This window comes from Mesorhizobium sp. WSM4806 (assembly GCF_055811635.1).
Genome location: NZ_JBVVQZ010000002.1, coordinates 446,958 through 470,912, shown reverse-complemented (window position 1 = coordinate 470,912; position 23,955 = coordinate 446,958). Strand labels below are relative to the sequence as shown.

At 59.0% G+C, this 23,955-nt stretch carries 40 protein-coding genes; 5 read left to right on the top strand and 35 right to left on the bottom strand.

The features are described 5' to 3' along the window. Position 1 precedes the first annotated feature (1 nt). Complete coding sequence (locus AC0L2M_RS05030) at positions 2-226, top strand: hypothetical protein (protein ID WP_128204464.1); 225 nt, start codon at positions 2-4, stop codon at positions 224-226. On the opposite strand, the gene AC0L2M_RS05025 is transcribed toward AC0L2M_RS05030, so the two are convergent. From AC0L2M_RS05025 to AC0L2M_RS04955, 15 genes are all read right to left on the bottom strand, one after another. Continuing rightward, positions 189-557 carry a hypothetical protein gene (locus AC0L2M_RS05025; RefSeq protein WP_473534231.1) on the bottom strand — a complete coding sequence of 123 codons (369 nt, stop codon included), beginning with the start codon at positions 555-557 and terminating at the stop codon, positions 189-191. The two genes, AC0L2M_RS05030 and AC0L2M_RS05025, sit on opposite strands and share 38 nt — an antisense overlap. After that, entirely contained in the window at positions 554-811 is a 258-nt protein-coding gene (locus AC0L2M_RS05020) for a hypothetical protein (protein WP_473534230.1), read from the bottom strand. The genes AC0L2M_RS05025 and AC0L2M_RS05020 overlap by 4 nt, the downstream gene beginning before the upstream one ends. Beyond that, a complete protein-coding gene (locus AC0L2M_RS05015) occupies positions 808-1,464 on the bottom strand; it encodes a hypothetical protein (protein ID WP_473534229.1) in 657 nt (218 codons plus the stop codon). Before AC0L2M_RS05015 ends, AC0L2M_RS05020 begins: the two co-directional genes overlap by 4 nt. Beyond that, complete coding sequence (locus tag AC0L2M_RS05010; RefSeq protein WP_473534228.1) at positions 1,461-1,646, bottom strand: hypothetical protein; 186 nt, start codon at positions 1,644-1,646, stop codon at positions 1,461-1,463. Before AC0L2M_RS05010 ends, AC0L2M_RS05015 begins: the two co-directional genes overlap by 4 nt. Next, entirely contained in the window at positions 1,633-1,899 is a 267-nt protein-coding gene (locus tag AC0L2M_RS05005) for a hypothetical protein (RefSeq protein WP_473534227.1), read from the bottom strand. Before AC0L2M_RS05005 ends, AC0L2M_RS05010 begins: the two co-directional genes overlap by 14 nt. Continuing rightward, positions 1,896-2,369 (bottom strand): hypothetical protein, encoded by a 474-nt coding sequence (locus tag AC0L2M_RS05000; protein ID WP_473534226.1) that lies wholly within the window; start codon positions 2,367-2,369, stop codon positions 1,896-1,898. Before AC0L2M_RS05000 ends, AC0L2M_RS05005 begins: the two co-directional genes overlap by 4 nt. Positions 2,370-2,442: 73 nt before the next feature. Next, on the bottom strand, positions 2,443-2,985 hold the full coding sequence (locus tag AC0L2M_RS04995; RefSeq protein ID WP_473534225.1) for a hypothetical protein: 543 nt from the start codon (positions 2,983-2,985) through the stop codon (positions 2,443-2,445). Further along, entirely contained in the window at positions 2,972-3,178 is a 207-nt protein-coding gene (locus tag AC0L2M_RS04990) for a hypothetical protein (protein WP_473534224.1), read from the bottom strand. The genes AC0L2M_RS04995 and AC0L2M_RS04990 overlap by 14 nt, the downstream gene beginning before the upstream one ends. 89 nt (positions 3,179-3,267) lie before the next feature. Beyond that, complete coding sequence (locus tag AC0L2M_RS04985; RefSeq protein ID WP_473534223.1) at positions 3,268-3,576, bottom strand: hypothetical protein; 309 nt, start codon at positions 3,574-3,576, stop codon at positions 3,268-3,270. Further along, on the bottom strand, positions 3,555-3,764 hold the full coding sequence (locus tag AC0L2M_RS04980; RefSeq protein WP_473534222.1) for a hypothetical protein: 210 nt from the start codon (positions 3,762-3,764) through the stop codon (positions 3,555-3,557). Before AC0L2M_RS04980 ends, AC0L2M_RS04985 begins: the two co-directional genes overlap by 22 nt. Positions 3,765-3,772: 8 nt before the next feature. Then, positions 3,773-3,982, bottom strand: coding sequence for a hypothetical protein (locus tag AC0L2M_RS04975; RefSeq protein WP_473534221.1), 210 nt, complete (start codon positions 3,980-3,982; stop codon positions 3,773-3,775). Then, positions 3,949-4,167, bottom strand: coding sequence for a hypothetical protein (locus AC0L2M_RS04970; RefSeq protein WP_473534220.1), 219 nt, complete (start codon positions 4,165-4,167; stop codon positions 3,949-3,951). Before AC0L2M_RS04970 ends, AC0L2M_RS04975 begins: the two co-directional genes overlap by 34 nt. Continuing rightward, a complete protein-coding gene (locus tag AC0L2M_RS04965; protein WP_473534219.1) occupies positions 4,164-4,427 on the bottom strand; it encodes a hypothetical protein in 264 nt (87 codons plus the stop codon). Before AC0L2M_RS04965 ends, AC0L2M_RS04970 begins: the two co-directional genes overlap by 4 nt. Next, positions 4,424-4,624, bottom strand: a complete 201-nt coding sequence (locus AC0L2M_RS04960) for a hypothetical protein (protein WP_473534218.1) — start codon at positions 4,622-4,624, stop codon at positions 4,424-4,426. The genes AC0L2M_RS04965 and AC0L2M_RS04960 overlap by 4 nt, the downstream gene beginning before the upstream one ends. Further along, positions 4,621-4,815 carry a hypothetical protein gene (locus AC0L2M_RS04955; RefSeq protein WP_473534217.1) on the bottom strand — a complete coding sequence of 65 codons (195 nt, stop codon included), beginning with the start codon at positions 4,813-4,815 and terminating at the stop codon, positions 4,621-4,623. The genes AC0L2M_RS04960 and AC0L2M_RS04955 overlap by 4 nt, the downstream gene beginning before the upstream one ends. Positions 4,816-5,067: 252 nt before the next feature. Here AC0L2M_RS04955 and AC0L2M_RS04950 point away from each other — a divergent pair, with 252 nt between their 5' ends. Beyond that, entirely contained in the window at positions 5,068-5,931 is an 864-nt protein-coding gene (locus AC0L2M_RS04950) for an ATP-dependent DNA ligase (protein ID WP_473534216.1), read from the top strand. Here the strand turns inward: AC0L2M_RS04950 and AC0L2M_RS04945 are convergent. From AC0L2M_RS04945 to AC0L2M_RS04935, 3 genes are all read right to left on the bottom strand, one after another. Next, a complete protein-coding gene (locus AC0L2M_RS04945; protein ID WP_473534215.1) occupies positions 5,928-6,491 on the bottom strand; it encodes a hypothetical protein in 564 nt (187 codons plus the stop codon). The two genes, AC0L2M_RS04950 and AC0L2M_RS04945, sit on opposite strands and share 4 nt — an antisense overlap. A gap of 287 nt (positions 6,492-6,778) precedes the next feature. Beyond that, positions 6,779-7,012 carry a hypothetical protein gene (locus tag AC0L2M_RS04940; RefSeq protein WP_473534214.1) on the bottom strand — a complete coding sequence of 78 codons (234 nt, stop codon included), beginning with the start codon at positions 7,010-7,012 and terminating at the stop codon, positions 6,779-6,781. Continuing rightward, a complete protein-coding gene (locus tag AC0L2M_RS04935) occupies positions 7,009-7,578 on the bottom strand; it encodes a hypothetical protein (RefSeq protein ID WP_473534213.1) in 570 nt (189 codons plus the stop codon). The genes AC0L2M_RS04940 and AC0L2M_RS04935 overlap by 4 nt, the downstream gene beginning before the upstream one ends. Positions 7,579-7,621: 43 nt before the next feature. Between AC0L2M_RS04935 and AC0L2M_RS04930 the strand changes: the two genes are divergently transcribed. Further along, positions 7,622-7,834, top strand: coding sequence for a hypothetical protein (locus AC0L2M_RS04930; protein ID WP_473534212.1), 213 nt, complete (start codon positions 7,622-7,624; stop codon positions 7,832-7,834). 88 nt (positions 7,835-7,922) lie between these two features. On the opposite strand, the gene AC0L2M_RS04925 is transcribed toward AC0L2M_RS04930, so the two are convergent. From AC0L2M_RS04925 to AC0L2M_RS04845, 17 genes are all read right to left on the bottom strand, one after another. After that, on the bottom strand, positions 7,923-8,867 hold the full coding sequence (locus AC0L2M_RS04925; protein WP_473534211.1) for a XamI family restriction endonuclease: 945 nt from the start codon (positions 8,865-8,867) through the stop codon (positions 7,923-7,925). Continuing rightward, the gene (locus AC0L2M_RS04920) at positions 8,864-10,453 is read right to left on the bottom strand and encodes an Eco57I restriction-modification methylase domain-containing protein (protein ID WP_473534210.1); all 1,590 of its coding nucleotides are present in this window, start codon (positions 10,451-10,453) and stop codon (positions 8,864-8,866) included. The genes AC0L2M_RS04925 and AC0L2M_RS04920 overlap by 4 nt, the downstream gene beginning before the upstream one ends. Beyond that, the gene (locus AC0L2M_RS04915; protein ID WP_473534209.1) at positions 10,450-10,626 is read right to left on the bottom strand and encodes a hypothetical protein; all 177 of its coding nucleotides are present in this window, start codon (positions 10,624-10,626) and stop codon (positions 10,450-10,452) included. The genes AC0L2M_RS04920 and AC0L2M_RS04915 overlap by 4 nt, the downstream gene beginning before the upstream one ends. 855 nt (positions 10,627-11,481) lie before the next feature. Next, positions 11,482-11,751, bottom strand: coding sequence for a hypothetical protein (locus tag AC0L2M_RS04910; protein ID WP_473534208.1), 270 nt, complete (start codon positions 11,749-11,751; stop codon positions 11,482-11,484). Between the two features lie 134 nt (positions 11,752-11,885). Further along, complete coding sequence (locus tag AC0L2M_RS04905) at positions 11,886-12,125, bottom strand: hypothetical protein (RefSeq protein WP_473534207.1); 240 nt, start codon at positions 12,123-12,125, stop codon at positions 11,886-11,888. Continuing rightward, positions 12,122-12,382, bottom strand: coding sequence for a hypothetical protein (locus AC0L2M_RS04900; protein ID WP_473534206.1), 261 nt, complete (start codon positions 12,380-12,382; stop codon positions 12,122-12,124). Before AC0L2M_RS04900 ends, AC0L2M_RS04905 begins: the two co-directional genes overlap by 4 nt. After that, positions 12,379-12,732: a hypothetical protein gene (locus tag AC0L2M_RS04895; protein ID WP_473534205.1), complete on the bottom strand. Its 354-nt coding sequence runs from the start codon at positions 12,730-12,732 to the stop codon at positions 12,379-12,381. The genes AC0L2M_RS04900 and AC0L2M_RS04895 overlap by 4 nt, the downstream gene beginning before the upstream one ends. Continuing rightward, positions 12,729-13,283 carry a hypothetical protein gene (locus AC0L2M_RS04890; RefSeq protein WP_473534204.1) on the bottom strand — a complete coding sequence of 185 codons (555 nt, stop codon included), beginning with the start codon at positions 13,281-13,283 and terminating at the stop codon, positions 12,729-12,731. The genes AC0L2M_RS04895 and AC0L2M_RS04890 overlap by 4 nt, the downstream gene beginning before the upstream one ends. A gap of 499 nt (positions 13,284-13,782) precedes the next feature. After that, on the bottom strand, positions 13,783-14,091 hold the full coding sequence (locus AC0L2M_RS04885) for a hypothetical protein (RefSeq protein WP_473534203.1): 309 nt from the start codon (positions 14,089-14,091) through the stop codon (positions 13,783-13,785). 162 nt (positions 14,092-14,253) lie between these two features. Further along, the gene (locus AC0L2M_RS04880; RefSeq protein ID WP_473534202.1) at positions 14,254-14,682 is read right to left on the bottom strand and encodes a hypothetical protein; all 429 of its coding nucleotides are present in this window, start codon (positions 14,680-14,682) and stop codon (positions 14,254-14,256) included. 226 nt (positions 14,683-14,908) lie between these two features. Beyond that, positions 14,909-15,058 carry a hypothetical protein gene (locus tag AC0L2M_RS04875; RefSeq protein ID WP_473534201.1) on the bottom strand — a complete coding sequence of 50 codons (150 nt, stop codon included), beginning with the start codon at positions 15,056-15,058 and terminating at the stop codon, positions 14,909-14,911. 389 nt (positions 15,059-15,447) lie between these two features. After that, on the bottom strand, positions 15,448-15,657 hold the full coding sequence (locus tag AC0L2M_RS04870) for a hypothetical protein (protein ID WP_128204493.1): 210 nt from the start codon (positions 15,655-15,657) through the stop codon (positions 15,448-15,450). After that, positions 15,654-16,076, bottom strand: coding sequence for a hypothetical protein (locus tag AC0L2M_RS04865; RefSeq protein WP_473534200.1), 423 nt, complete (start codon positions 16,074-16,076; stop codon positions 15,654-15,656). The genes AC0L2M_RS04870 and AC0L2M_RS04865 overlap by 4 nt, the downstream gene beginning before the upstream one ends. Before the next feature lie 153 nt (positions 16,077-16,229). Next, positions 16,230-16,955 (bottom strand): hypothetical protein, encoded by a 726-nt coding sequence (locus AC0L2M_RS04860; RefSeq protein ID WP_473534199.1) that lies wholly within the window; start codon positions 16,953-16,955, stop codon positions 16,230-16,232. A gap of 432 nt (positions 16,956-17,387) precedes the next feature. Beyond that, positions 17,388-17,624 carry a hypothetical protein gene (locus AC0L2M_RS04855; protein WP_473534198.1) on the bottom strand — a complete coding sequence of 79 codons (237 nt, stop codon included), beginning with the start codon at positions 17,622-17,624 and terminating at the stop codon, positions 17,388-17,390. A gap of 60 nt (positions 17,625-17,684) precedes the next feature. Next, the gene (locus AC0L2M_RS04850; protein ID WP_473534197.1) at positions 17,685-20,120 is read right to left on the bottom strand and encodes a bifunctional DNA primase/polymerase; all 2,436 of its coding nucleotides are present in this window, start codon (positions 20,118-20,120) and stop codon (positions 17,685-17,687) included. Next, entirely contained in the window at positions 20,120-20,578 is a 459-nt protein-coding gene (locus AC0L2M_RS04845) for a hypothetical protein (RefSeq protein WP_473534196.1), read from the bottom strand. Before AC0L2M_RS04845 ends, AC0L2M_RS04850 begins: the two co-directional genes overlap by 1 nt. 180 nt (positions 20,579-20,758) lie before the next feature. Between AC0L2M_RS04845 and AC0L2M_RS04840 the strand changes: the two genes are divergently transcribed. Further along, complete coding sequence (locus AC0L2M_RS04840) at positions 20,759-22,432, top strand: phage terminase large subunit family protein (RefSeq protein ID WP_473534195.1); 1,674 nt, start codon at positions 20,759-20,761, stop codon at positions 22,430-22,432. A 9-nt stretch (positions 22,433-22,441) separates the two neighbouring features. Then, positions 22,442-23,884: a hypothetical protein gene (locus AC0L2M_RS04835; RefSeq protein ID WP_292047797.1), complete on the top strand. Its 1,443-nt coding sequence runs from the start codon at positions 22,442-22,444 to the stop codon at positions 23,882-23,884. Positions 23,885-23,955 lie beyond the last annotated feature (71 nt).

Sequence of the window (23,955 nt, the reverse complement as noted above, 5' to 3'; positions counted from 1 at the left end):
CATGGCGAAAGCTGCGGTTGATTTTACGGACAAGAGCATGGATGAGCTCGAAGCCATCCACGAAGCCGTGATGCAGGCGAAGGAAGCCAAGGCGATCGAGTTTCAGAATGAACTGATCCGCCAGTATCAGGAGCTCAAGACGAAGATGGTGAAGGCCGGCGTGGTCAAAGAGGAACAGCTGCCGAACTTCAAGATCCGGGGCTGGTCGCGGAAGAAGCCAAACTAGCGTTCCATTCCTCCTCGGTGATCCACCGGATCTCCTTGCCGCCTGCCTGCTTTTTCGCCAGGAACATCGGGACGAAGTCGGGCACTTCGATATAGTTGCGCTCGATCACCTCTGGCTGAACACCCTGTGGTTGGGGCTCGAGCACGGCGCCGGCGGGTGCCGACTCCTCTTTCTTCAGCCCCATGAGGGCGTTCAGGAACGCTGCCAACTCCTCGCGAGTGTCGATGCGGATGGTGGCGAGCGCTGCCGGCTTTAGGCCGAGCCTGCGCCGATGAGCGTCGGCGTCGTTCTTCATCGGAAACCAGCCGCGCTCAATGTTGTAGACGATCATCTCGGTGGCCCTCCGTAGGCGATCGCTTCAGCTTCCTCGACCGTGTAGACTTCCGGCATTGCACCTGGAATGCGCCAGCCGAACATCGAGCCGACGTAGGCTGCAGCCACTTCCTGGACGGTGTGGCCCTTCCTTGTGTTGAAGGCACGAGGGTCCTCGATCAACGGGGCCGGCCAGAAGCCGGTTTTCCGCTCTTTGATCAGGATGGTCTCGCCGGTGGTGTTGGAGACAGCAGCGAATAGACGTTGGTTCATCGGATCTTCTCCAGATTGTACGTCTCGGCGTAGCGTTCGACCTGGTCCTCCGGCGCGGTGTCGCGGTCGTACCAATAGGTGATGAAGTCCTCGTCGGAGAGACCGACGCCCTCCATGTCCAGGCCGTAGCGAGCTTTCAGGGTCCAGTAGAACGACCGACGATATTCGATCTCCGCATCCTCACTGGAGAGCAACTCATCCCGCGTCTGCTTCGGATCTTTGAAGGACTCGCCGGGTTCGAGCCTGTTGACGATCGCCGGGATAATTTCCCAGTCGTAGGCACCGGTGGCTCGATACCATTCGGGCAGCAGATCGTAGACTTGAAGGACCCACTTGCCGATCTGAATGCTCTCATGACGAAGCTGGACCGAGCCGACGCCCTCTCGATACTCCATCCATGCGGGGCTGGCCGGCTCGGGTGTGTTAACGGTGATCTCGCACAGGTGCTCCCAGACGCAGAGCGCAGCCTCCATCTCGAGGTGGCTGTAGACCAGCGGGATCTCGACCGACATGTCCTGCCGATAGACATAGGCGCCGGCCTTGAGCAGCACCTCCGCCTCCTTATTGGCATCATCCTCGGTGGCGACGACGGTTCGGGCAATCCCCGGCACGTTGTCGTGCTCGCCCTCGACATAGAAGAGGTCGATTTTCATAGGTATCTCCTGCTTTGAACGTGGCGCTCGGCGCCCTCGGCGGATTTCAGGGCACGCCGGACCTTCTGGACGGCGCGCTTGGCACCGATCCCCTTGAGTAACTTCCTCGCTTCGCGGAGGTGCTCGATGGCACGGAGCGCCGCCAGGGCGTCCTCGGCGGTGGCGGGGTCAGGCGCTTTCATAGGTCACCTCAACGTTGTCTGCATTGGCGAAGGTGGCGGCGTACTCCTCCGCCTCCTTGGCCTGCAGATCGAACTGTTCGGCCAAGCGGAGGGCACCTTCACCGTGCGGGGTCAGGTCGATCTGCCAGACGCCACCCTTTTCGTGTTTGGGTGTCGGCTTGTAGTCGACCAGCTTACGGAACTCCTCCGCATGGTCTCGGAAGCGCGCCGCCGCAACCTGGCAGATATTGGCCAGCGTATAGGTGTTGATCATGCTGCCTCCACTGCGATCGACCAATCGACCACTCCCGTTTTGGCGAGGTTGCGGAGGACCTTGGCGGCCTGTCGGGGCGTAACCTTGTTCCAGTCGGTGTCCATGAGTTCCTCGATCTGGTTCATGGGCTCGAACAGCTTCAGGCCGGTGTAGTAGTCGAGGCCGAGGAGATCGCCGGCGAATTCCTCGTAAAACCCGTCGACCTCGCTGGTCCTACGGGCCGTCTTCCTGATCTCGCCGTTCTCGCCCAGCACGAGGGATGCCCAGCCGGCGATGCACGCCGTGCTGGAGCATTGGAAGTCGACGTTTCCCCTTTCGTCCAGGTCCGTCAAACCCATATAGCTGGTCATGTTGAAGCCGCGGTCGTGCTTGCTCGGGATGTTTTCGAGGAAGGCGGCGAGGTTGTTGATGGCGGTGACGTTCACGCAATGATCTCCTTCATGATTGAGGGTCTGTATGAGGATCTTCATGAGCCTCCTGGACAAACAAAAAGCCCCGAGATTTCTCTCGGGGCTTTGATGACATGGTGGATGATTGGGTCGACTATCCGCCAGTGTTTGGCGTGCCGGGAATGACTGGTGCCGGTGCCTGCTGCTCGACTTCAGCCTTGTTTGCGTTTGCGGATGCTATCCGTTCAAGCATGCCGACCAAGTCAACACCCGCGAAGGCCAGAATGAAGGCCAAGACGATCAGGATGACGGTGTATGCTGCCGCTCCGACCACCGATGTCCAAACGCTTTTCCAAAAGCTGCCTTTTAGCGCAGCTCGCAGAATGCGTGGCTCTTCCTCAGAAATGACGGTGTCAGCGTATTCGGACAACACCTGAGCGGCGTTTTTCCTTATGTTATCGAGCTGAGAGGGTGTCCAAGTTGCGATGTACGCCTTCAGTTCGGCTTCGTTCGGCGGGCGGCCATGCTTCTTCCAGATTTCTTGTGCCCACTCCCATTTCGCCTTCTTGTAGACGCCATAGGCAATGACCCCGAGGACTTCGTCCTCCGGGTCGGTCACTAATATCTCAAATATTCTATTGTATTCCTTGTTTGTCGCCGTGGGTAAATTAGGTGTTTCTTCGCTATTTTTTAACATTTCTAACTGCTTTTGCCCCATCCCCATGAGTAACCTCACGGAATTTCCCACTAGCCTTCTTGACCGCTTTTGCAAAGACCTTCGAACTCATCACTCGAGTATTTGCAGTCGCGCCCTTTCGGTCAACGAACACACCAGTCGTGGCGTCACGACCAACTGTGTGATATGTTTTGCTGCTGACGAACTTGCCCATTTTCTTATCCTCATGATGCCCCATTAATATAGGGCTGAGTCACCAGTTTTTAGCCTATTCGGGGACTCGAAGCCACAGGTTTCGGACCCTCATGTGTCGACCCCCGCCACCAGGTTCTCCATCTGGGCGTTGTCCGAGTAGTCGCAGATAACCTCCTCGTCGTTGCGGTGGACGAGCATCATCCAGCCGACCTTGGTGCCGTCGTCCAGGCGGAAGATGAGCTCGGTGACGTCGGTGGTGGCGATCTCGGCGGTGATGGCCTCGTAGTTGTCGGACTTCTTTACCGGCCAATCCATGCCGTCGTAGACTGAGACGACGTAGCCAAGGTTTAGGGCTTTGTGGATCAGTTTGCCGACGATCTTGCTCTCAGTCGATCTCATGTAGTCTGGGAACGCCATTTCTGGTCTCTCCTTCGGTTGCATTCGTCGCAGTAGGCTTTCCAGCGCCGGAGAACGTACTGGGCGGCTTCGCGCCGCTCCGTGTCGGCTGGCGTGTTCAGCCAGGTCATCATGGAAAGGGCCCGCACCATGTTCTGGAGCGGGCCCTTTGTGTTGTTGATGCCGAGGATCTCGACAGCTCGGTCCATGTTCATGATCATTGGGCGTCTCTGATCTCCTTCAGCAGGGCGAGAATGCCTTCCTGGAGCTCGTCGTCCTCGAAGCCACAGATGAAACGCTCGGCCCGAGTCAGGGCGCGATGCTTGGGCTCCATGTGGTCACGCAGGCGGCTGGCGAGCATGGCGTCGTTGTAGCCGGCCTCGTACAGCCTGATCAGTTCGCTGACGATGTCCTGGTATTTGGGCATTTCTTACTCCAGATGAATGACCACCAGCTGCGCCGGCGGGGCTTTCTGAACTCAAGGTTGTAGGTGTCCATCAGCAGCTGGATCTTGGCGTCGGCGGTTCGCACCTCACCTTCGGTGAAGCCACGCGCGGTGGTCACCTCGGTCAGCTTCAGGATCTTCAGCATCGCCTTGTGGCGCGGCTTCATACTGACGGCCATATGCGGTCGAGGAAGCGCTCCCAAGCCTCCTTGGTGTAGCCCATCTGGCTAGCCTCGAAGTGCGCGCCGGTCTCGACCGACACGAACGTGCCGCGCTCGGTGGGGTGCGCCGTTACCACATGGTAGTTGTGACCACCCTGCCACCGTTTGGCGCGCTCAGCGTTGTCCTTTGTGTAAGGGGTTGTGTGGACCGGACAACATTTCTTGAAGCCGTAGACGGCCAGGCAGAAGTAGCGCGCGGTGCTCACTGCCAATCCTCCAAGGCCATGGTGAACTCTCCACGCAGGTCAGGGTCGACTGCTTCGAGCTCTTCGGAGACTTTTTCGAGCAGCGGCGTCACGCCGTTGCCGAACGATGTCCACTGATTGATGGCCATTGCGATGATCGCTGGCATGTCGTCGGCCGGCCCGGTCAAGACGGACGCCAGGATTTGGTTCTTGGTCACAGCTCGTAAACCTCCTTCATGAGGGTAAGATATCGTTGGGGGAGTGGGTGGATGTTGAAGCGCTCGGCGATCGCCGGCCCGTTGCAGTCGTAGAGACGGGCGACGACACTGGTCTCGCCCTTTTCGCAGGGCTGATCCTGGCAAAGCACCCAGTGCTGGTAGCGCTTGCTCCAGATGGCGCGGAGTCTCATCGGCGCCGAACGAAATGATGGCGCGGGTACAGGTGCCACCCATGGGACTGGGGATGGTCGATGCGGTCGAACTGGACGAGGACGCAGCCGCGGGGGCTCTTCCGCCCAATCGCTGTCTCATGCGTGCCTTTCAGTCGCACCCTCAAGAAGCGATGGCGTCTCATTCGTCTCCCCATTAGTTGGTATATTCAATTTGGCTAAAATGCCTCGGAACAGAATTGGTCCTCGCGGCTTATCGCCAGGAGGAGTTGCATGCGTAGCGTTGAGCGGCTGAAGTTCATCAAACCGCTTGAGCCAGTTCTGGTGCTTGAGGCGCCGGTCAGCGACGACTGGTTGCACGAGATCAAATATGACGGCTTCCGCACCCAGATCATTCGTGACTGGGCAGGCGTTCGGGCCTTCACCAAGAACGGCACCGACTGGTCAAAACGGTATTGGCCGATCGTCGCCGCTGCGGAGAAGCTGAAGGCCAAGTCCTTCATTCTCGACGGCGAGGTGATCGCGCCGGATCCTGACGGCAGGCCGAATTTTCATGAGATGCATTCCCGGATGACGTGGAATGCTGAGTTGCTGGCTTTCGTCGCCTTCGACATCCTGCATCTTGACGGGCGGGACCTTCGCTCGCTGCCAGCAATCGAGCGGAAGGCGATCCTTTGGGATCTTGTGAAGCCGGCCGAGGGCATCATCCAGTACAGCCAACATGTCGAGGGAGGCGGTGCCGAGTTTTACGCAGCTATCGAGAAGATGGACCTGGAGGGAATGGTCTCGAAGCGCCGGAACAGTCCCTATCGGAAGGGTTCCTGGGTCAAGACCAAATGCTGGGAAGTTGGCGACTTCGAACTGCTCGGCCTGAAACGGGAGCCTGGCAAGCAGACCGTTGGGCTTATGGTGCGCGACGGCAAATATGCCGGCCCTGCCACCATCGCGCTAACCAAGCAAATGCGTGAACGACTGATGCAGCGCGTCCGCAAGGGCAAGCCACCCGAGGGGGTTCCGAAGGCGGTGACGGGGCCGGAGGTCGAATGGCTCAAGCCCAGCGTCAAAGCCCGGGTGCGCTATCTGCGGGGCGAGAACAAGCTGCGTCATGCGTCGCTGCAGGGTCTAGTGGAGGACTAGGCCTTTGCCGCTCGAACGCGTGCTGTGAGGTACGCGACAACTCGGTCTGCCAGAAAGCCATAATTGGCGTCAAGATATTCGTAGTCACGGGCGTACCTATCCCCTCCAAACCACTCGCGGAGAATATCGGCTCTGGTTACCGCCTCGGCTTCCAGAGCCGGGAGAACTTCGCGAGTGTGGATTATCTCTGCGCCAGTTCGAATGACCTTCGGCGGCTCGTTTCCCACGCACCACCTGCCGGATTGGTGGTCATAGCTCAGCCAGAAGTTGCGCTGAACCGGCAGAGCGGGGGTCAAATGCGAGAGCGGTTCATTGTGCAGCGGAGCGACGAAATCACCCCATACGAAGCAGTCACGCCACTGGGTCTCGCTGACGCCGCTGACTGAAACCGAGAGTGCCATGTCTTCAGCAGGGTGGAGCTCCCAATTGGGGTCATTTTCATTGACCTGGACAATCTCCCAAAAGTCACTCGGGGTAAGCTCGTCGCCTTCGACGGTTCCCTCCGCGGCTATCCGCCATTTCGCCCAGTAGTAGCCTGGCAGCATCGGCATTTTGCTCATTTGGATCTCCAAGGTTGCGAGCTGATCGGGAGCTGTTGTTTTCTCATCGGCATAGCTGCGTCGGTACCTGTACAACTACCCAGGTTGCGGAAGCCGAACGCCGCCACAAACGTGGCAGAACTGATACGGAGGTTCGTCCTCGAGATCGTGCTGGGTCTCGCTCCAGTCGTGCTCGGGATCGAACACACCACAACGGAATGGATCCGTGATCGGACCGTCCTCGACGAGCTCGTTCACGCTGACCAAGCCAGCTTTGAGTAGGTCGTGATCAGTGACATCAGCGAGGTTCACAGCCTCATCTCCCGCACCAGCTCCTGGTTCTTGCGGTGGAACCACAGCGCCAGCTTCTTGGCGGAGTCGATCGCTGCCCTGGGCCAGTCCTTGGTGCGTTCGACGACCAGCTTCTCGATCTCGTCGTCGGGCGTGCCGACGTGCTGGCGGCCGACGACCCAGCGGATCTGCTGGAGAGGGATCTTGGGGTGGATCTTGTGGCGCTTGCCGTCGAGGGTGAAGGACTTCATTGGTCAAGCAGCTCCTTGTATTGGGCCATCCTCTTGAGCAGCTGGTCGGGAGTGAACTTCTCGTAGAGACCGTCCAGGCTCGGGGGCTGGCGCTCCTTCATGAAAGTGCGCGTTGGTGCGCCGACCGGCACAATGTCCTCGTACTGGTCGAGCACGATGACCGTGCCTTCGGCGTGCATGCGGATGGTGTGGAAGTCCTGCGCCCACATGCCGTAGCGCTCGCCAGGCCGGTAAAAGAACCGCTGGTGCTCGAAGAGCCGAGTCTCGCGCTTCCAGGTGAAACCATCGCCGCCGTTGAGCGGTGTGCGCCAGTCAAATTCGTTGTAGACCTCGCCGTGCTTGTCGTCCGGCAAATAGACTGAATTGGACATCACGCCGGTCAACACGGTGGTGTAGAAATGGTAGCGATGGTCGTGAGGGTTCACGACCTCGGGCAACTGCGACACGTTTCCGTCGAAAAAATACACCTTGCGGGTGTGTTCCGGCGTCCGCTTCATGCACAGATAGTCGAACCCCTTGACGTGAAAATTGCGGAACGAATGCTCGATCATCTCGTCAATGCTCATGGAGGCTTGTTCTCCGTCCGTTCAGGGTGTAGGAATATATTCCATGCGTGCCATCCCAGAGACCAGCGATGATTTCGCCTTCCACGTTGAGGTGTGGAGTCTCGATGATCTGCGGGTGGATGAGACGGTGGCCGTGGCGAAGAATATTCGCGTGGCTCGGGCGGCCTACGAAGAGTGCCTGGTCGTTCGTGAGGGCCGTATCGTGAGACTTCGCAACGGTGCCCGCGTGGTGGACGAGTTCAAGCCAGGGTCTTAGGACCGGCGCCGAAGGGTGGGCCGACCATCATCGGGCCATACGGGTCCGGCCGACGACGAAAAACGAGGCGACTGGCGCCCCGCGCTCATTATGTCTGGGCCTTCACCCAGTCGATGAAGCCGTCAAGGTCGTGCGCCCAGACGAGATAAAGCCCAGCGTTCTGTGCGCTAACCAAGCTGGTGAGCTTGAACACTCCCGAAAGAAGGGCAACGTTGACAATGTTCTTTCCGGCCTGGTCCGCAAAATGTTTCGCTTTTGCTGCGGTGTCATTGTTTAATCGTTTCACGCTGTTCAGGCCTGAGCTGCTGTCCTTGGCCTCAAGAGCAATCATCCTTCCCGTTTGAAGAGGTATAAACAGATCGACTTTCCGTCCGTGGACGGTGCATTCGCCATAAAACGTCGGGTAAACTGGATACTTGATCGGCTCGTCAATTATTCCCTTATGGGGCGCGGAAACTTTCACAAAGCCTAGTTCAGTCAGCCGGCTTTCCAGCCTGCCCTCAACAATTTTGCCGTGCCCTCGTCGTTCCGTCTGGAGGGCCTGTGACGCCTGCAAGATAGTCGTCGTTTGAACGGCAGTGCGGAGTTCACGGGGCGACGGGGTCCTCTTAGCCGCGATCCATGGAAACCTGTAGGGGTCTGCCAAACGGCACAACAACGCAAGAACCTTCAAAACGAGTGGATCAGAACCTTTTAGGGCAGTTTTCGACAGCGGCACTATCTTTCGCGTGACCAGCACCCCAAGGTCGTCTTCAGACACCGGAGGAGCGGCAATGTAGCGAAGCGCACCGAACAGATCGTCATCAAGTAAGATGGACCTGACCACGGCTGGCTCTGGGTTTGCTGGGTCTACGCCGGAGAGGACTCTAAAGAGTTTTATGATCGCTTTGCGGCGAGAACGGATTTGGGTTGCGTACCTGCCTTCGGGCTCCTTTAAGCGACGATCAACAAACTCCTCAAGGGCAGTCTGTGCCTCACTTGCCAGCTCCTCACCACTCCAAACTCTAGGCGCTTTGCTGTTCGGAATGTTCATGCGTGCATCGCTGCAATCGTGGCAGGCGAGGGAATGTGAAGCCGTTCCACCTCTCCTGGTTCAAACTTCACAAGTCCTCCGGCATAGGTCCGACCACTTGCGAGGCTGACGTTCTCGCGTAAATGGCGGGTCACGCCGTCAAGCACCAACTCTGACAACGGCTCCACAGGATACAGACCGTGGGCGATGTTTAGGTGCCGAGCCGACGCCTTGTTTCGCACAAAAGCGGGAACGCGTCGGGCCATGTAGGTGCAGAGGATGGGGGCCGGGCTACGCAATCCTATGGACCACCAAGCCCGGCGGTGAGTAGCGATCCAGCCTTGATCTCCCCCATTTTGCTTTGCCCAGGCCAGAAACCTGTCCACACCTCTTCGCTCCGCCCTCGTGAGAGCAGACAAATCGCGGGGGAGGTCAACCACCCTTTTCAAACGTGACGCGTCGTCAAGGGCCACGCCGGCATTGATGAGGTCCCGAGCCCGAGTGATCGTTGGAAACAGATACCGCGCCGGAACGCCACTCGCTGCGGCGCTCTCAATCCAAACCGAATTTTTTCCAGATACTTGGCCCCGATGGACCCGAAAGAGCTCTCCGAGCTCAATTTGATCCCCGATTGGGGGCGCGGATCGACGAATGAGGATTGACCACTTCGGGGCGGCCTCCAGTTCGGCCCATTCAACTTTCCGCCCATCCGACAGCGGCGCGAGATCGTCCAAGCTCTCAACCGACCTCATCACGAGTTGGTCTGGGCGGTTTCCTACTCGAAAACAGGTTATCGTGCCCGTCGCCATCGCATCCGAGAACGGCTGCGACTTGGGATCGAGAACGTGTAGGGCGGCGCCACCAAGCCCATCTGCCAGCATTTGTCGCAACAGAGAGCCGTAGTTCACGTCGAGCCATTCCGATGCCGTGATGAATGCGCCGTAGTCACCCTCTCGGGCCAATGTTCGTGTCTTCAGAAAGAAATGGATGTGCAAACCCGACAGCCCGCTCGCCTTAAACCCTAGATGCTGTGCAGTTTCAGACAACCACGACTTCCATTGCTTACCGATGTCGTGGTGCCGGACATACGGTGGATTTCCAATGAAAAGCGTTGCACCTTTTATTTTCGGTAAGGACAGCTTTCGGTAGTCCGCCAACTTTACAGTTAGCCGGCCCGCGAACCCGAGGACAGAGGCATTCGCCCGCAACATCAATGCCGCAAGTGGATCAATCTCTACGGCAATCAGGCTTGCGTTTGGAAATGCTTTAGCCGCGGCTACGGTAAATCGGCCCGACCCAGCACCCGCGTCCACAACTCGCAAGGGCGCCGGCTTTTCATTCTCCGCCCAGCCCACCATAGCGTCGACGATCGGCTTGGGCGTGTAGGTCGCCCCGAGGTCGCGACGATCTTCCCGAGAGCGGACGGCGCAGAAGGCTATTCCCAGTGGGTCGCCGCCACTCTCAATGGCAGCACGCACACGCTCTATTTCCCTCTCGGTGGGCGCGGGCGCGTCAACGAGGAGCTTCTTTTCGTCTGCGGTGAGCGCGGTTTTCGGCGCAAGAAGGGCGAACGCAGTGGCCGCCAATTCGCGGTCCGTCCGGATCATGACTTCCCTTTAGGAGCCTCACTCTTATAGAGCGTCCACATCTCATCAAACAATTTCTTGAGGGGAATTCCCCGCTTCGCTGCCTCGGCCTTTACCGCGCGGGCAACCTCGGGCGCTAAGCTGAAGCCGATGATCTTGCGTGGGGTGGGTTCACGTTTAGCTGGGTTTTCCATGGGCCGAGCCTTTGTCGACTCGTCGACTTAAGTCAATATTGGGGCGACACGAAACGTTGAAAAATTGCAAGGTAACACGCGGATCGAAGCACTTCCCTAGCGCCCGACCCCGCGGAGCGGTCAGAATTGGCTTTCCTTCCAGTCCGGGAAACGGTGTTGGCAGAGCTTATAGGCAGCGAGCATGCCAGGGCGCGACTGCCCGCGACCGCCGATGTCAGCCACTCACTGGGGTGGCTTAGGTTGCCAACCGTGACGAAGGATCATATTCTGTTCACAAGCTTCCTCAGCCAGGGCCCTGTGGATAATTATGCCTAGTCTAATCGGACGCTGCGTGAACCTTGTTTTTCTGTTAGTAGTCGCCACTGCTGATCCGGTAGCAGCAGATCATTTTGAGATGCAGGGAAGCCGTGACGCCTGTAAAATGGAGCTAGTGGGTAAAGCGGAAGTATTCGAATGCGGGAGCAGTACAATGCTCCTTAACGTCCAGACTTCTGCGATGTACGATTGTTCTAGTAATATTCAGCAGCTGACTATTGACGGAAAATTATTCAAGTTAAACAAGAACGCACGATGTGATCTTCTGTATCGTCCATTCGCCTCAACTAGCAAATTCACGTTCGATCTCAACACCCAAGGTGCTTATGGAAATGACAGCTTCCAAGCTGCGAGGGGAGTGATATTCCCATTGTGGATCGTTGACCAAGGCGCTCACCAGATACGGTTCTGCGTCGTTCAGCGGGGCGATAGTCCCCTACTAAATGGGACCGAATGCGTGGACCCTGCCATAAAATAGACGCGAGTTGATCGGCCGCGACGATGCCAGGCTCGGATGTACCTGCGGAGGATGCCCGTAAGTCACAGCCGGATGCTCCTGATCCCTGCCGTTGGATCACGGCGCGGTGCCTCGCGGGTGTGGGTGTAGAGGCCGTGGTCGTAGGCAACCATCACCGCCCGGGCGAGGTCGAACTCGCTGTTGCCGTGGCGCTGGTACGGGAACTCGCCCGAGACCATGCGTGAGAAATCGCTGAACCGGACGATGCAGGCGACGTCGTCGAAGACGGCGCGGATGATCTGACCCTCTTGCGTGTAGAGGCGTCCGGTGTTGAAGGTGACGTCCTTGGTCATGATGGTCTCCGAGTGAGAGTGGTAGGTCCAACCATCCACGCCCCGATGCAGGTGCGACATCGAGCCAACATGCGTTGCCGTTAAGTGGATGGTTGGGTTCTGGCGGAGGAGAGCGGGCACCTGAAACTGGTGGGTCAGGGTAAGCGGTCAGCTATCCTGTTGAGGTGGTTCGCGAGGTCGCGAACCGTGTTGCGGTCGGCCGGCAGGACCACGCGGCCGATGCCGATAGCCTCCTTGCTGGTCCAGTTCTCCAGCCAGATGGCGTGATCCATGGACAGGACGTTGATTGCCGTCGCCTGAAAGTGACCGTTCCTGCCAAGCGCGTATAGCTCGGCGCCGGAGCGGGATGGTGGGAAAGCAATCTTCGTGGTCATGCCGCGTTCCTCGTCACATCGAGAAACGGGTCCATGTAGGGCGCCGGGATCAGCTCGACGTTGAGCTGCTTGAAGTTGTGGGCGCCCCCTCGATAGATCAGGAAGCGGGCGAACTGGCTGGGCCGGCAGATGATGGTCTGCTCCGTGCGCACGGCGTTGTAGGCCTGGCTGCAGGTGAGGCCAAAGGCACGTTGGGCCGCACGGGCCGTGTTCGGGCCGTCGTTGGGCATGATGAAGCGGACTCGATCACGGCTCATGCTGGCACCTTGAGGCCGTATTTGCAGGCGATGTCCTCGAAGGCGGCGCGCATCTGATCCGGCTCGTCGTTGTTGTCGTGGGCGTACTGAAGCTCGCTGAACTGATCCTTGGTGAGGTTCAGGAACATGTCCCGGCGGTGGAAATCGTCGTAGTTGAAGACTCCGACGTCGTCGTCTTCGTCATCCATGGCCCGGTCGTACTCGTCGTCGGGGATGGCCTGACCGATCGCGCACTTGCGACCCTCGGGGCCGCGATACATGCATAGATCACGCTGGGCGTTGAAAGAGCGCTGCCAGCCCTGGGCCTGGAGGCCGAGGTAGATGGTGTCGAACAGTTCCTGGGTGATCATGCGTAGAACTCCTGCTGGTAGCGCGGCTGGATGCAGATCGGGTCGATGATGATCGGAGTGTCATCGTCGTCCTTCAGCACGTTGCCGGGGTGAATGTCAGGGACGAACCGGTAGTCGACCAGTTGCTCGACCGCCTTGCGGTAGCGGGCGGCCGGCGTGCCTTCGAAGTGGTTGGACGTGCCAGAGGCTTTCTTCAGCGAGGCCTGAATGTCTTTGGAGGCCTGGCGCTGCTTGCGGGTGCCTTTGGTGTACCGCTTCATGATGCACCAGAAGACCTGGCGACCAGTATCGAGGTGTAGGTCGTAGATCTTGGGGAAGAACTTGCTCGAGATCTCCTTGTCGAGGAGCTGCTGGGCGAAGTGCGGAAAGCCATCGGTGAGGCCGATGCGCCGGCTGTAGAGCCTGCCGACCTTGATGACGACGTCAGGAGCGTCGGGATGGGCGAAGGCCGTGGAGAAGGCCCCGCGGCCGATCTGGCGGTAGCCCTGACGTCTCAGTTCGGCAATGTTGAAGGTGGCGTGGCGGCGGGCGTGGTTGATCTGTGCGCGCATCGGTGCTCTCCGGGATGGGCAAACAAAAAGGGCGTCCCGGTGGGGACGCCCTTGGTTGCTCCACCTATCGCGGGAGCGGTTCGGTCCACGCTCATGCGGTGGACAGGGACACAAGTTAAGGTCGTTGCAGACCCGCTTTCAGCGAGGGATATTATGGCTCAGCTCACGTTTGTAAGCGTCTGGCTGGCCAATTAAATGATTTGGGTGGTATCCGGTGCGCCGTATGCAGCCCGGATGGGCGGGGTGGTTGATGGGGGCGCTATGTCAGTGATCCCAGCCTTATAGGCTGGATAAGGATGTGACGGCCGAGGTGGCTTGGTTACAACTTCATGATTGCCTCCTGTGTTGGCTCCCGATCGACGGGGCTGTGGGATCTTTCGGCCGAAGCCGAACTATGGACTGGGGAGGGCCTCGAACCCTCAGCGTGTCGGCCCGAGTCGAACGGGCGCCCTCACAAGGAGCAACGCTTCACCAGCTCGTCTTCCCTGACGAAGCCCAGTCAAACTAGAACGGCGATATGTGCCACCAGCTTTGTTGCCGGCGTGTCGCCCAGATTGGTGAACCCGCACCAGTAGTCGGCACCGACCTTGACGAAGGTCGCGGCGATGTCGCCGGTGAGGCGCTCACAGAGGCGGAAGCCTCCGGCGCAGTAGATTGGCGGGAGCAGGTTCAGGAACTCGTCGTAGATCTCGCGGTCGATCTGCCAGAACTTGCCCAACATCCAATGGGCGGGAACATACTCCTGGTAGAAATTGAGGTTCAGATAGTGCTGGCGGCGGTCGCCCCTAGCGCTTGGCAGCTGTAGCATGGGCGTGCTCCTCGAATTGGTGGCGGCCATGCGGGGTGGTAAGGCCCGGTCCTGGAGGTCAGAGGACACGACATGGCCGCCTGCGCCTCATCCTCGCCCGGGCAAGGGCGTGGATGTGGTGCGGTTGCTGTTGCTGTTGGTGTTGCGGGGTTTGGGTCGGGATTAGGCGGTGGCGCGCTTCAGGATTTCATCTCGGATGTGCTCCGGGAAGATGCCGAGGTCGTCTTCCGTGATCTCTGCAGCGATTAGGAGCTCGACATTCTCGGCGATCTCTTCCAGCTCGCGGTCGGAGAACGAGGACATGTCGCGGGGGTCGCGCCATGGAGTGCTCGGCTGATCGTCGTACTTGAACTTGCGCTCGCGGATCACCCTATAGTGGTGCGGGTCGATGCATCGATCCACGTCACAGTCCTGCTTCCGTATCTGGTAGTCAGGATGCTCCGTGAGATTGAGCAGGATACGGGCCGGGTTGCCAACTCGGTCGAGATGTGGTCGGCCACCACGCATCTGGCCATGCCAGAGGAGGTGGTCACCGGATCGGTGGGTGAGCCGGCGGATACGCTCGGCCAGGGGCTTGCTCGGTCGGGCCATTGGGTGCTCCGTGTCTGGGGATTTCAACACCCACAAAAAGTCCGATTTCGTTTCCTTAAGAATAATATGGTACTCTGAGTACAAACTTTCGTAGTCAGAGTTGAAATCGGTATTCTTTTATGTGTTGGAACCTTTACCCCCCCTTGGGGACTTAGGAGAAGAAAAAGAGAGTTCTTAATATAGAGCCGAAAAAGCCTTTAGAATGAAAGGCTTGCGAGGAAAAGTTCTAGTGCTTTGTCTCGATTGCTTCGAGCACCCTGCCGGTCAGACGGCGTTCTCTGGTCTGTTCGAGGTAGCGAATGGCCTCCAGCCGGTCTCTCTCGATGGCTTCCTGGCGCTGTTCGGCCTTTGCCGACAGCCAGTATGGGTGTTGCATTCTGTCCTCCTGAAATTGGCCGCCCCACAGGGCGGAATTTATTCCTAGAAATTCACGCGAACACGCAGCACAAAAGCGTGGCGGAGGACCGAACTGGTCCCCCGCCTGCGCCCAAGCCTAACCCCGAGCCCGAACCGGACTCGAATTAAGCAACTCACAGTTGCAGACACAGGCCCAACAGCTCGGGCGGGTTGTTAAATAGGCGCAGGCGCAAAATTGGGTGGCAGTTTACCGACATGCCCAGGTCAGGAGCGATATGACGCTCATGGTCGTCATTGTCCTGGGGACGCACGAACCCCGCCACGACTGCAAGGGCTCCCGATGCTCGACTTGTTTATCTCCCGCTCGACAACGGGCGCCCTGCTTTGGTGAGGGCTAGACCGACCAGGTTACCGAACCTGGACACACCGGATTTCACGCCACCCTTTCGGCACACGAGCGTGCTTCCAAGCGTCGACGCAGTCCGACCCGGCGCCAGCCACGTACAGCTGGTTGTCGTAGGTCGTCACATGCACCTCATAGAATTCAGGCGCCGGTTCGCCGGACATCAGTGAGACCAGCCACGCGAGCAGCGAACCGGCCAGAGCTGTGCGGATCATGCGAGTTCCCCCTCGAAAATGACTTTGAGATCGGAGAGCTCACCGCCTTGCGATCGGGCGAGCTTCTCAGCTTCGATTTCACAATGGGCGGCGCCACCCTTCACCCGCGCCAGCACCTGGCCGGTGACGCGATCCATGATCACGAACACCGTCTCGACCCCGCGCTGATCCTGCGGCGAGTACAGCCGGCGGGCGTTGCGGGGGATTTTGGCCTGGTGCTGGCGCGACGGCCGAGCGCTCGGCTCGGTTTCGCGAAGCGTGCAACCACGAACACGCTCCTTCGAAAGCTTGTTCCAGACCCGATGCTCGACCTCGGCCATGGAATGCGACTGGACGAAACCCTCGTCGCGCACCAGAACGGTGGCCTTGGCGAAGACCCGGCGCATTTTCGGCTGGGAAAGATCGGGCAGGATTTTCATGTCTGGTCTCGCGATTTTGGGCTGTTGCAGCGGGCGTTAAAGGAAAAGCCTCGCGCATCTCCGCGAGGGCGCAGGGATGTGAGCGCGCGCCGACATGGGCGCACGCAGGGGTGAGACCCTCCCGCCGGAGCGGGAGGGTGGGGGTGGGGTGGCCTAGGCGGCCTTGGCCCGCTTGGCGTCGCCTTCGGCCTTGGCCTTGACCAGTTCGGCCGCCGGGTCGAAGTCGGCCTTGCCTTCCGCCTTGGCCTCGGCGTCGGCCTTGGCCGACATCGCCAGCTGGATGTGGTTGTTCAGCCAACCGGCGAACTCAACCGCCTGCTCCAGAGTGAGCACGCTTGCGGCGTGCTTCAGACCGACCAGCGGGTCGACCGGGTTGAGTTCGGCCTCACGTCTGGCCTTTTCCTCGGCCTCGGCCTCTTCCTTGGCCTTGGCCTCGGCTTCAGCCTTGGCCTTGGCCTCGGCCTCGGCCTTGGCTTCGGCCTCGGCCTTGGCCTCGGCCTCATCCACAACCGGCTTGACCGGCAGATGGCAGAGCTCTTCGTAGTCCTTCATGTTGGACACATCGAGCGCCAGCTTGTGCGCTTCCAGACATTCGGAAGCGAACTTGATTGCCTCATCCAGCTCCAGCCCCTTGGCGTGCTCCCGCTTTTCCAGCGGAAAGCCTTCCGCATAGGACTTGGTCGCGATCCGCCATGCGTTGCGGAAGGTCGAAGTCGGCGCGGCCTGTCCGAAGACCTTGGCTTCCAAGGCCTTGCGCGCCGTTGCTCCCGAGGAGCGCCCCATGGCCAGCCAGCAACAGCTGACATAGTAGCCGCCATGCGTTTTCGTTTCGAGGTCGACCATGCGGCCGACAATGCCGTTCAGCGTGTAACCGCTCATTTCACTCTCCCGTTTTGCTCAATTGAGCAGGTTGTCGATCAGGCGCACCTTCCCCGTCCTCGCCCCCTTCGGGGCTTGGCGCTGCTCAATTGAGCAACTTCCGGCTTGGGCATGGCTCCGCCACTCCCCTCGCGAGAGGGGCCGCCCGGTGGCCTCGGCCACCCATCAGCAACTCATTGCCGATAACCAAGAATACCAAGGTTAGGATGTGGAACAAGCGAAGGAGTACACCATTTTCCAAGCAAAAACAGGTACTTATGGCGGGTATAGAGCCACACATACTCCGCAAAAATTTTTGGAAATTTGACTAATATTACTCCACCAAAAGAAAAGGGCGCCCCGAAGAGCGCCCTTCAACCGCGTCTTCTTGACCCAATCCCTAGTCCCAACCCGGGTAGAGGGTCAAACGCGATACTCTAGGATAAGACTCGATTAGTGCTTCACCTCCGGGTTTTCCTTCATCTGAGGCATTCTCAGCTGCAGATCGTCATAGGCTTTCCGCAGCACGACCAGAGCCTGCTCGACCGGCATCTTGTCGATCAGAAATCGCGCACTAGCCAGCATCACGACGTCCACGACCTCGTCCGCAGGCACCCCTGCCTGAGAGGCGATGTCCATGTGCTCGGACACCGCATCCATCAATAGGTCCTGGTCCTCATCAGAGTTCATGGTCGCCCTCGTAGTGCAGCCATTTTTCGTATTCCCACCATTCGTCAGCATCGACGGTGATCACTTCATCGCTCCCACAACTGTGACGAAGTTGTACACGAAATCGAAGCCCCCGTTCCGGGTCTCGCGAAGCTGTTCGAACCTGAAGGCGGGCGCCAGCTCCTTCATCAATGCGTGAAATCTCGTCCGTTGCACACGCTGGACACCCCCCGCCATTGTGCAGAAACTCCAGTATTCGTCGAAAAGGAGATCGCCCATAGTGCGGGTCTTGGAAGTGCCCTCGTGCTCGCGCTTCCCCACTCTGAGACGAGGGCTCTGTGACAAAAAATATCGCACCGAATTATTCTGGTTTGCCATGTCGTCGATGGTAGCCATGTGCGACGACGGCAGCGTGTAATCCTTGTTGGCCTTCAACCGGCCAAACGCCTGGAGCGCCCATGCAACGATCTGCTCACGCTCGGCCGCAAGGATGATCTGGTCGATGTCGATCACCTTCTTCTCGTCCGAGATCCGGCGCGGAAACTCGATGAAGAGCCAGCGGCGGTTGAAGCCGTCCGAGGTGTCCTTGGTCTTGGGCGTGTGATTGGAGGCGAACCACTGCGCGGCCTTCGGCCGGAAGCGGAAGATCGGCTGGTTCTTCTTCTGCGCCTCGATCTCCTGGCCCTCGATCACCTGCTTGAACACGTCACCAGAGATGTCGCGCTTCTCGGAGATCTCGCCCGCGAAGTTCACGAGCTTGTCGGCCATCTGTGCCGGCATGAATTTATCACCCCAATCTGTCGGCGGGACCGCGGAGTGACACCCATCCGGCATGAGACCCTTGAGGATCTCCAGTATTCTTGATTTCCCGCTATGCGCCTGGCCGATCAGACAAAAAGCACGCTGGTAGCGAGGAGCAACTCCCATCAGCGTTACTGCGAGAGCCTCCTGCAATGCCATAACCTTGTCGCCATAATCCGGGTCTTCTCCCCAGCAATCGTCCAACATCTGCAGGAAAAGCGGGCAGCGGCTGTCTTCCTGGTAGCGATATGGGAGCACGTAGGCGCAACCAAACTCAGGCGAGTGCTTCCGCAGCTCAAGGTTCTCGGTCAGAAAGCCGTTCGCGAAGTTCACACCCTGGACTGTGACCGTCTGTAGGTTGTCGGAGATCAGACCGGCCATCAGCTTCACGATCTGCGAAATATCGGAGTACCGCCGACACACCGGCAGATGGCCGTACTCCTCGGATATGTGCTTGATGAAGTCGTTCTGGTCCACTGTCTTCCAAGAGGCGCCCTTCCACTGCCAGAACTCGCCCTGGTGGTGCTTCAGCTTGCCGAACTCCTCCAGGTCCTTGATGACGGCGCGCGCCACCTCGGAGTGGTCGGTGCCGGTGATGTCGCCGGCGCGGAGCTTCATGAGCTCCTTCCTCAAGGTTGTTACGGTGTAGGAGCCCTTCGACTGGCTGACGATGAACTTCAGTATGCGCTCTTCGTCGAGCGACCCGATGTCGGCGTTGCGTGCTAGGCGATCGAGCGCCACTTCCACGGCGCGCGTCCACCCTTGCGTGTCAGGCGTGACGTGACGCTCGAACTCCGACACCAAATGGGATGTGATCTTCTCCGGCTCCCACTGCTCGTTCTCCTCGGTGATGACGAGGCCAAGCTTCTCCTTGTCTTCGTCGGTCAGACCGTCGTCCCAGCCGACAGGAAGTGCCTTGCGCTTCTCGCCGGTCACATCACGCATCAGGAAGTCGACGACCTTGGTCTGCGCCTTCTCGACGGAGATCTCATCGCCGGCCACCTTCTCGGTGTAGCCCTCAACCCAGGCCTTCATCTCACCCATGGCCTCGACAAGGGACCTTTCGCCCCTTGTCACAGCACGCGCCAGCAGGCCGGCATTGTACACCAGCGCGTTGTCGCGCGCACCAGCCGGCACAAACGAAGTGATTTTGGTGTTGCCACTGGTCGAAAGGTCGAAACCCTCCGACTTCAGGGCCTCGCGCAGGAGGCCCTCGACGCCCTTCGGGAGAGCCGGGAGCGACCCAATGACCTCGATCAGGTCGCAATTTGAGCTATAAGCCTTGCCTGTATCAGGGTGGATCGATGGAGGCAGAACGATCTGGGTGCCTTTCGACAGGCATTCCAGCAGCATGTTGCCCTCGGAGTCCTTGACCCGGAAGGTGCGCTCGCCCTCGAAGCGGAAAGCGTAGACGGCACCCTTGCGGCCGACACGGCGCCAGGGTGAAGCAGGCAGGAGCTGCTCAATAATGCGCTGGACGCGCGGATCGTCGCTGTCGACGTCGATCGCGACGATACCGGAGGCAGCACCCATCGGCAGACCGATGTTGCCGTCACCTTTGGTGTTCAGCCACTCGCGCTGCTCACGCTCGGTAGGCATACGATCGGCAAAAACCTGCCACGCATCGATCCACGGACGCTTAAAACCGACCCGCAGCGGGATCGCAGGCTTGCCCAGGGCCCAATATTTCGGGGCTTCAGAGCCGAAAATTCCCATTATTCAGCCCCTTTCACACGCAGTTTCAGCTCCTGGATCTGGTCGGCCGTGCAGATGTCGGCCAGGAAACCCATAATCTGGCTCTGGAAATCGGCCATGTTCTTCATGGTCCAGACCTTCTCGCGCGCGGCGACGAGCTTCTCGATCAAGCCGGCCCGCGCCTTGGCCACCTGCAGTTTCTCTGAATGATCAGCGTTACCTAAGCTGGCCACGAGGGTGGCGAGATCCTTGAGGACGGTGACGATCTCAGCCTCAACGTAATCAAGGCGATCAATCTCGCCGTTGAATTCGACCGTCGCCAGAGAAACAACGCGACCGTTGATCTCTTTCAGGAAGTCCTTCAATTCGAGGGAATAGGGTGCCTGATCCAGATAGTCGGGCTTCTCGCGCAACTGGTTCAAGACCACCCTGAGCTGGAGGACAGTCGCCTCCGGCAGCGTAGGGTAGAAATTCGACATTGGTTACTCCGGGTTGGGAGTAACATGTAGGGGCTAATTTTCGAACAATCAGGTCGTTACTATAGGACAAGAGGCAAGAAATCTGGAAACAACAGGCCGATATACGGACACATGAGCCTGTACGCGGATTTTCTAACCCGCCTTCAACAAAAATTCCCCGAGGACGGGGCAGAAATGTCCATGTCCGACTACATCTGTGCAAACACCACGCTGCGCAAAAAGCCTTTCTCGTTCAAGGGATATGAGTTTCAGCGCCAGATTGTGGACGACATGCACCTCAATCTGTCGGTCATCAAGTGCTCGCAGGTGGGCCTGACCGAGGTCCAGATCCGCAAATTCCTGTCGTTCCTCAAACGGACGACCTCAATCAACGGCATTTTCAGCCTTCCGAACGACGAGATGTACAAAAGGGTCAGCCAGACCCGCATCAAGCCGCTCGTCGATGACGAGCAGGTGTTTAATCAACACGAGGCGTCGAAGAAGCCCGTCCGATCCATGTCGCTCTACCAGATCGATGACAGTTTCGGTTTCATCACCGGCGGCAAGGAAGGTGATGCGACCTCGATCAATGCCGACATCATGTTCAACGACGAGGTCGACCTGACCGACCAGGAGATCCTGGCGCTCTACGGCTCACGTCTGCAGGGTTCCGACATCAAGATGCGCCAGGGCTTTTCGACCCCGACCTTCGAAGGATATGGGATCGACAGCGCGTACAAGGCGTCGGACCAGCACGAGTTCCTCTGCCGGTGTGGATGCGGCCACTGGAACCTTCCCGTCTTCAGTCCACGCTTCGTCAGGATCCCTGGGCTATCTGCGGATCTCAACGATCTCTCCGAAATCGACAACGACATGGCGGTCAAGTTCGACTTCGAGAACTCGTTCATGATGTGCGAGCACTGCGGCCGGCGCCTGGAACTGGGCGACCCCGACAAGCGTGAGTGGGTGCCCCGTCACCCCGGCCGGCTCGGCCGCGGCTACTGGGTCCGACCCTTTGCGACGCCGCGTCTCTCCGTTCAATACATCGTCGAACAGCTGCTCGACTACAAGCGCAAGAACTCGATGCGGCGTTGGTACAACACCGTGCTCGGTGAACCCTACAACGACGCGAATGCCCGCCTCTCCATCCCGGAGATCGAAGCCGTCATGAAAGGTGAAGGAGCAATCAATGTACCTGACGGATCTCCAGTGGCTGTGGGTGTCGACGTCGGTCAGACCTGTCATGTTGTCGTGGCTCATCTGGGACTACCGATACCGGTTGTTTTTGAATGGCTGCAGGTTCCATCCGACCAGCTGAAAGAGAAACTGGCTGGGATCAGAACGCGATATCGCGTCGTCGCCGGGGGCATGGACCTTAACCCATACGCACCTCTCGCCAGAGAAATCCGCGACGAGTCCAAGGGCATCATCATGCCCATCGAATATGCGACGAGCCTCAAGGCGGCGCCACTGACGCTCGTCAAGGATGAGATGGAGAACATCACTCACGTCTCGTCCAACCGTACTGGCATCATCGACAAAACGGTGGGCCACATCCGTGGCCGGCAGATCGCCTTCGCCGGCTACGGTAACAAGAAGCTGATCATCCAGACACACCTTCAAGACATGGTGCGCGTAGAGCTGCCTGAACAACCGGCCAAGTGGGTCAAGCTCACCGGGGATGATCACTTCTTCCACGCGCTCGGCTATCTCCTGCATTCCTTCCGCATCCATGACTACATCGCTGCCCAGGATGATCAGGAGGAGCGCCAGATGGCCCTCCTTTTCGGTCTCACCCCCACAGTGCAGCAGAATGAAGCAGGCCTCGATTTCCGCAGCCGCATCAAATCCCCATCTCTGCTGGGTCAGATGTAAGGACAGGCTGTGGCTTTCGAATTTCTCAGCGCAATCATCCCTGCGAAGAAGAAAGCCAAAGCTGGCGGCACCGCCTCTACGCCCACCTTCAACCCGCAGCAGACCGATCGCGTTCTGACGGTCCCGCAATATCGGGATCATCTGACGGACCTGTTCACCTCGCGGCAGTCGGACGACAGCCGTGTTCTTCTGCAATCCCTGTTCAAGTTCGATCCGGACGTCTCGGCGGCGCTCAATGCCTACCTGACGATGGCGAACACGGACTGGATCGTGCTCGCGCGCGACCTGGAGCAGAACATTGACCGGGACGCGACCAAGAGCCTGATGCTGGCCATCGAGAAGATCGGCCGGCCGACAGATTACACGCTCGGCTTCCAGCTGAAGAAGTCCATGCGATCGATCGCCGAGGAGCTGCGCTACATGTGCCTGCTCCGCGGCGGCATTGGCGCCGAGCTCGTCGTCGACAAGCAGATGCTTCCGGATCGTATCCGCAACGTCGATCTGTCGACCATCCAGTGGTATGAGAAGAAACCGGGAGAGTACAAACCCATCCAGAAGATCGCGGGCTCGAACGACGAGATCAATCTCGACATCCCGACCTTCTTCGTCTCACACTACCGCAAGGATCCGACGTCCATCTACGGGCATTCGACCTTTGTGTCGTCGATCAACACGATCGCCGCCCGCCAGCAAGTAATCAACGACCTCTACCGCATCATGCGCCTGACAGGCTTCCCCCGCATGGCCGTCGAGGTTGTCGAGGAAGTTCTCACCAAGAACGCGCCGGAGAACATCCGCTCGGACGACATCAAGCTGCGTGAGTGGAAGGCCAACCGCCTCGGCGAGATCCGCACCGTTATCGAGGGACTGCGTTCCGACCAGCCACTGATCCACTTTGACAGCGTCAGCCCCTCGATCCTGAACGACCAGAAGCCTGGAGCTGCCGTGGATATCACGGCGGTGATCGAGACGCTCAACGCCCAGAACCAAGCCGCGCTGAAGACTATGGCCACCGTGATCGGCCGTGGCGCCTCCGGCGTCAACACAGGCTCAGTCGAGGCGCGCATCGCGGCCATGAACGCCGACGAGCTCAATGAGCCCGTCGCCGAGCTTCTGCAGAACATCTTCTCCTTCACCCTGCACCAGCAGGGGTTCCAGGGCTTCGTCGAGGTCCAGTTCCGCAAGGCGGAGCTCCGCCCGGATACCGAACTCGAGCCACAACTCACTCTCAAATCCAGCCGGCTCCGCCAGGACCTGTCGGACGGTCTCATCACCGACGACGAATATCACCTGTGGATGTACGGCCGACTCCGGCCTGACACCGCGCCGGAGCTGAGCGGCACCGGCTTCATGACCCCCGTCAAAACCAAGGCCGAAGAGGTCAGCCCGAACTCCGACCCCCTTGGTCGGTCCCTCTCGCCGGAGGGAAGCAAAGCGGCGAGGAGCAACTAAGTGCATCAATATGATGCACAACAGATTTGCTACCTGACCAATAAATCACGACATGCCCTGCAGCAACGAAG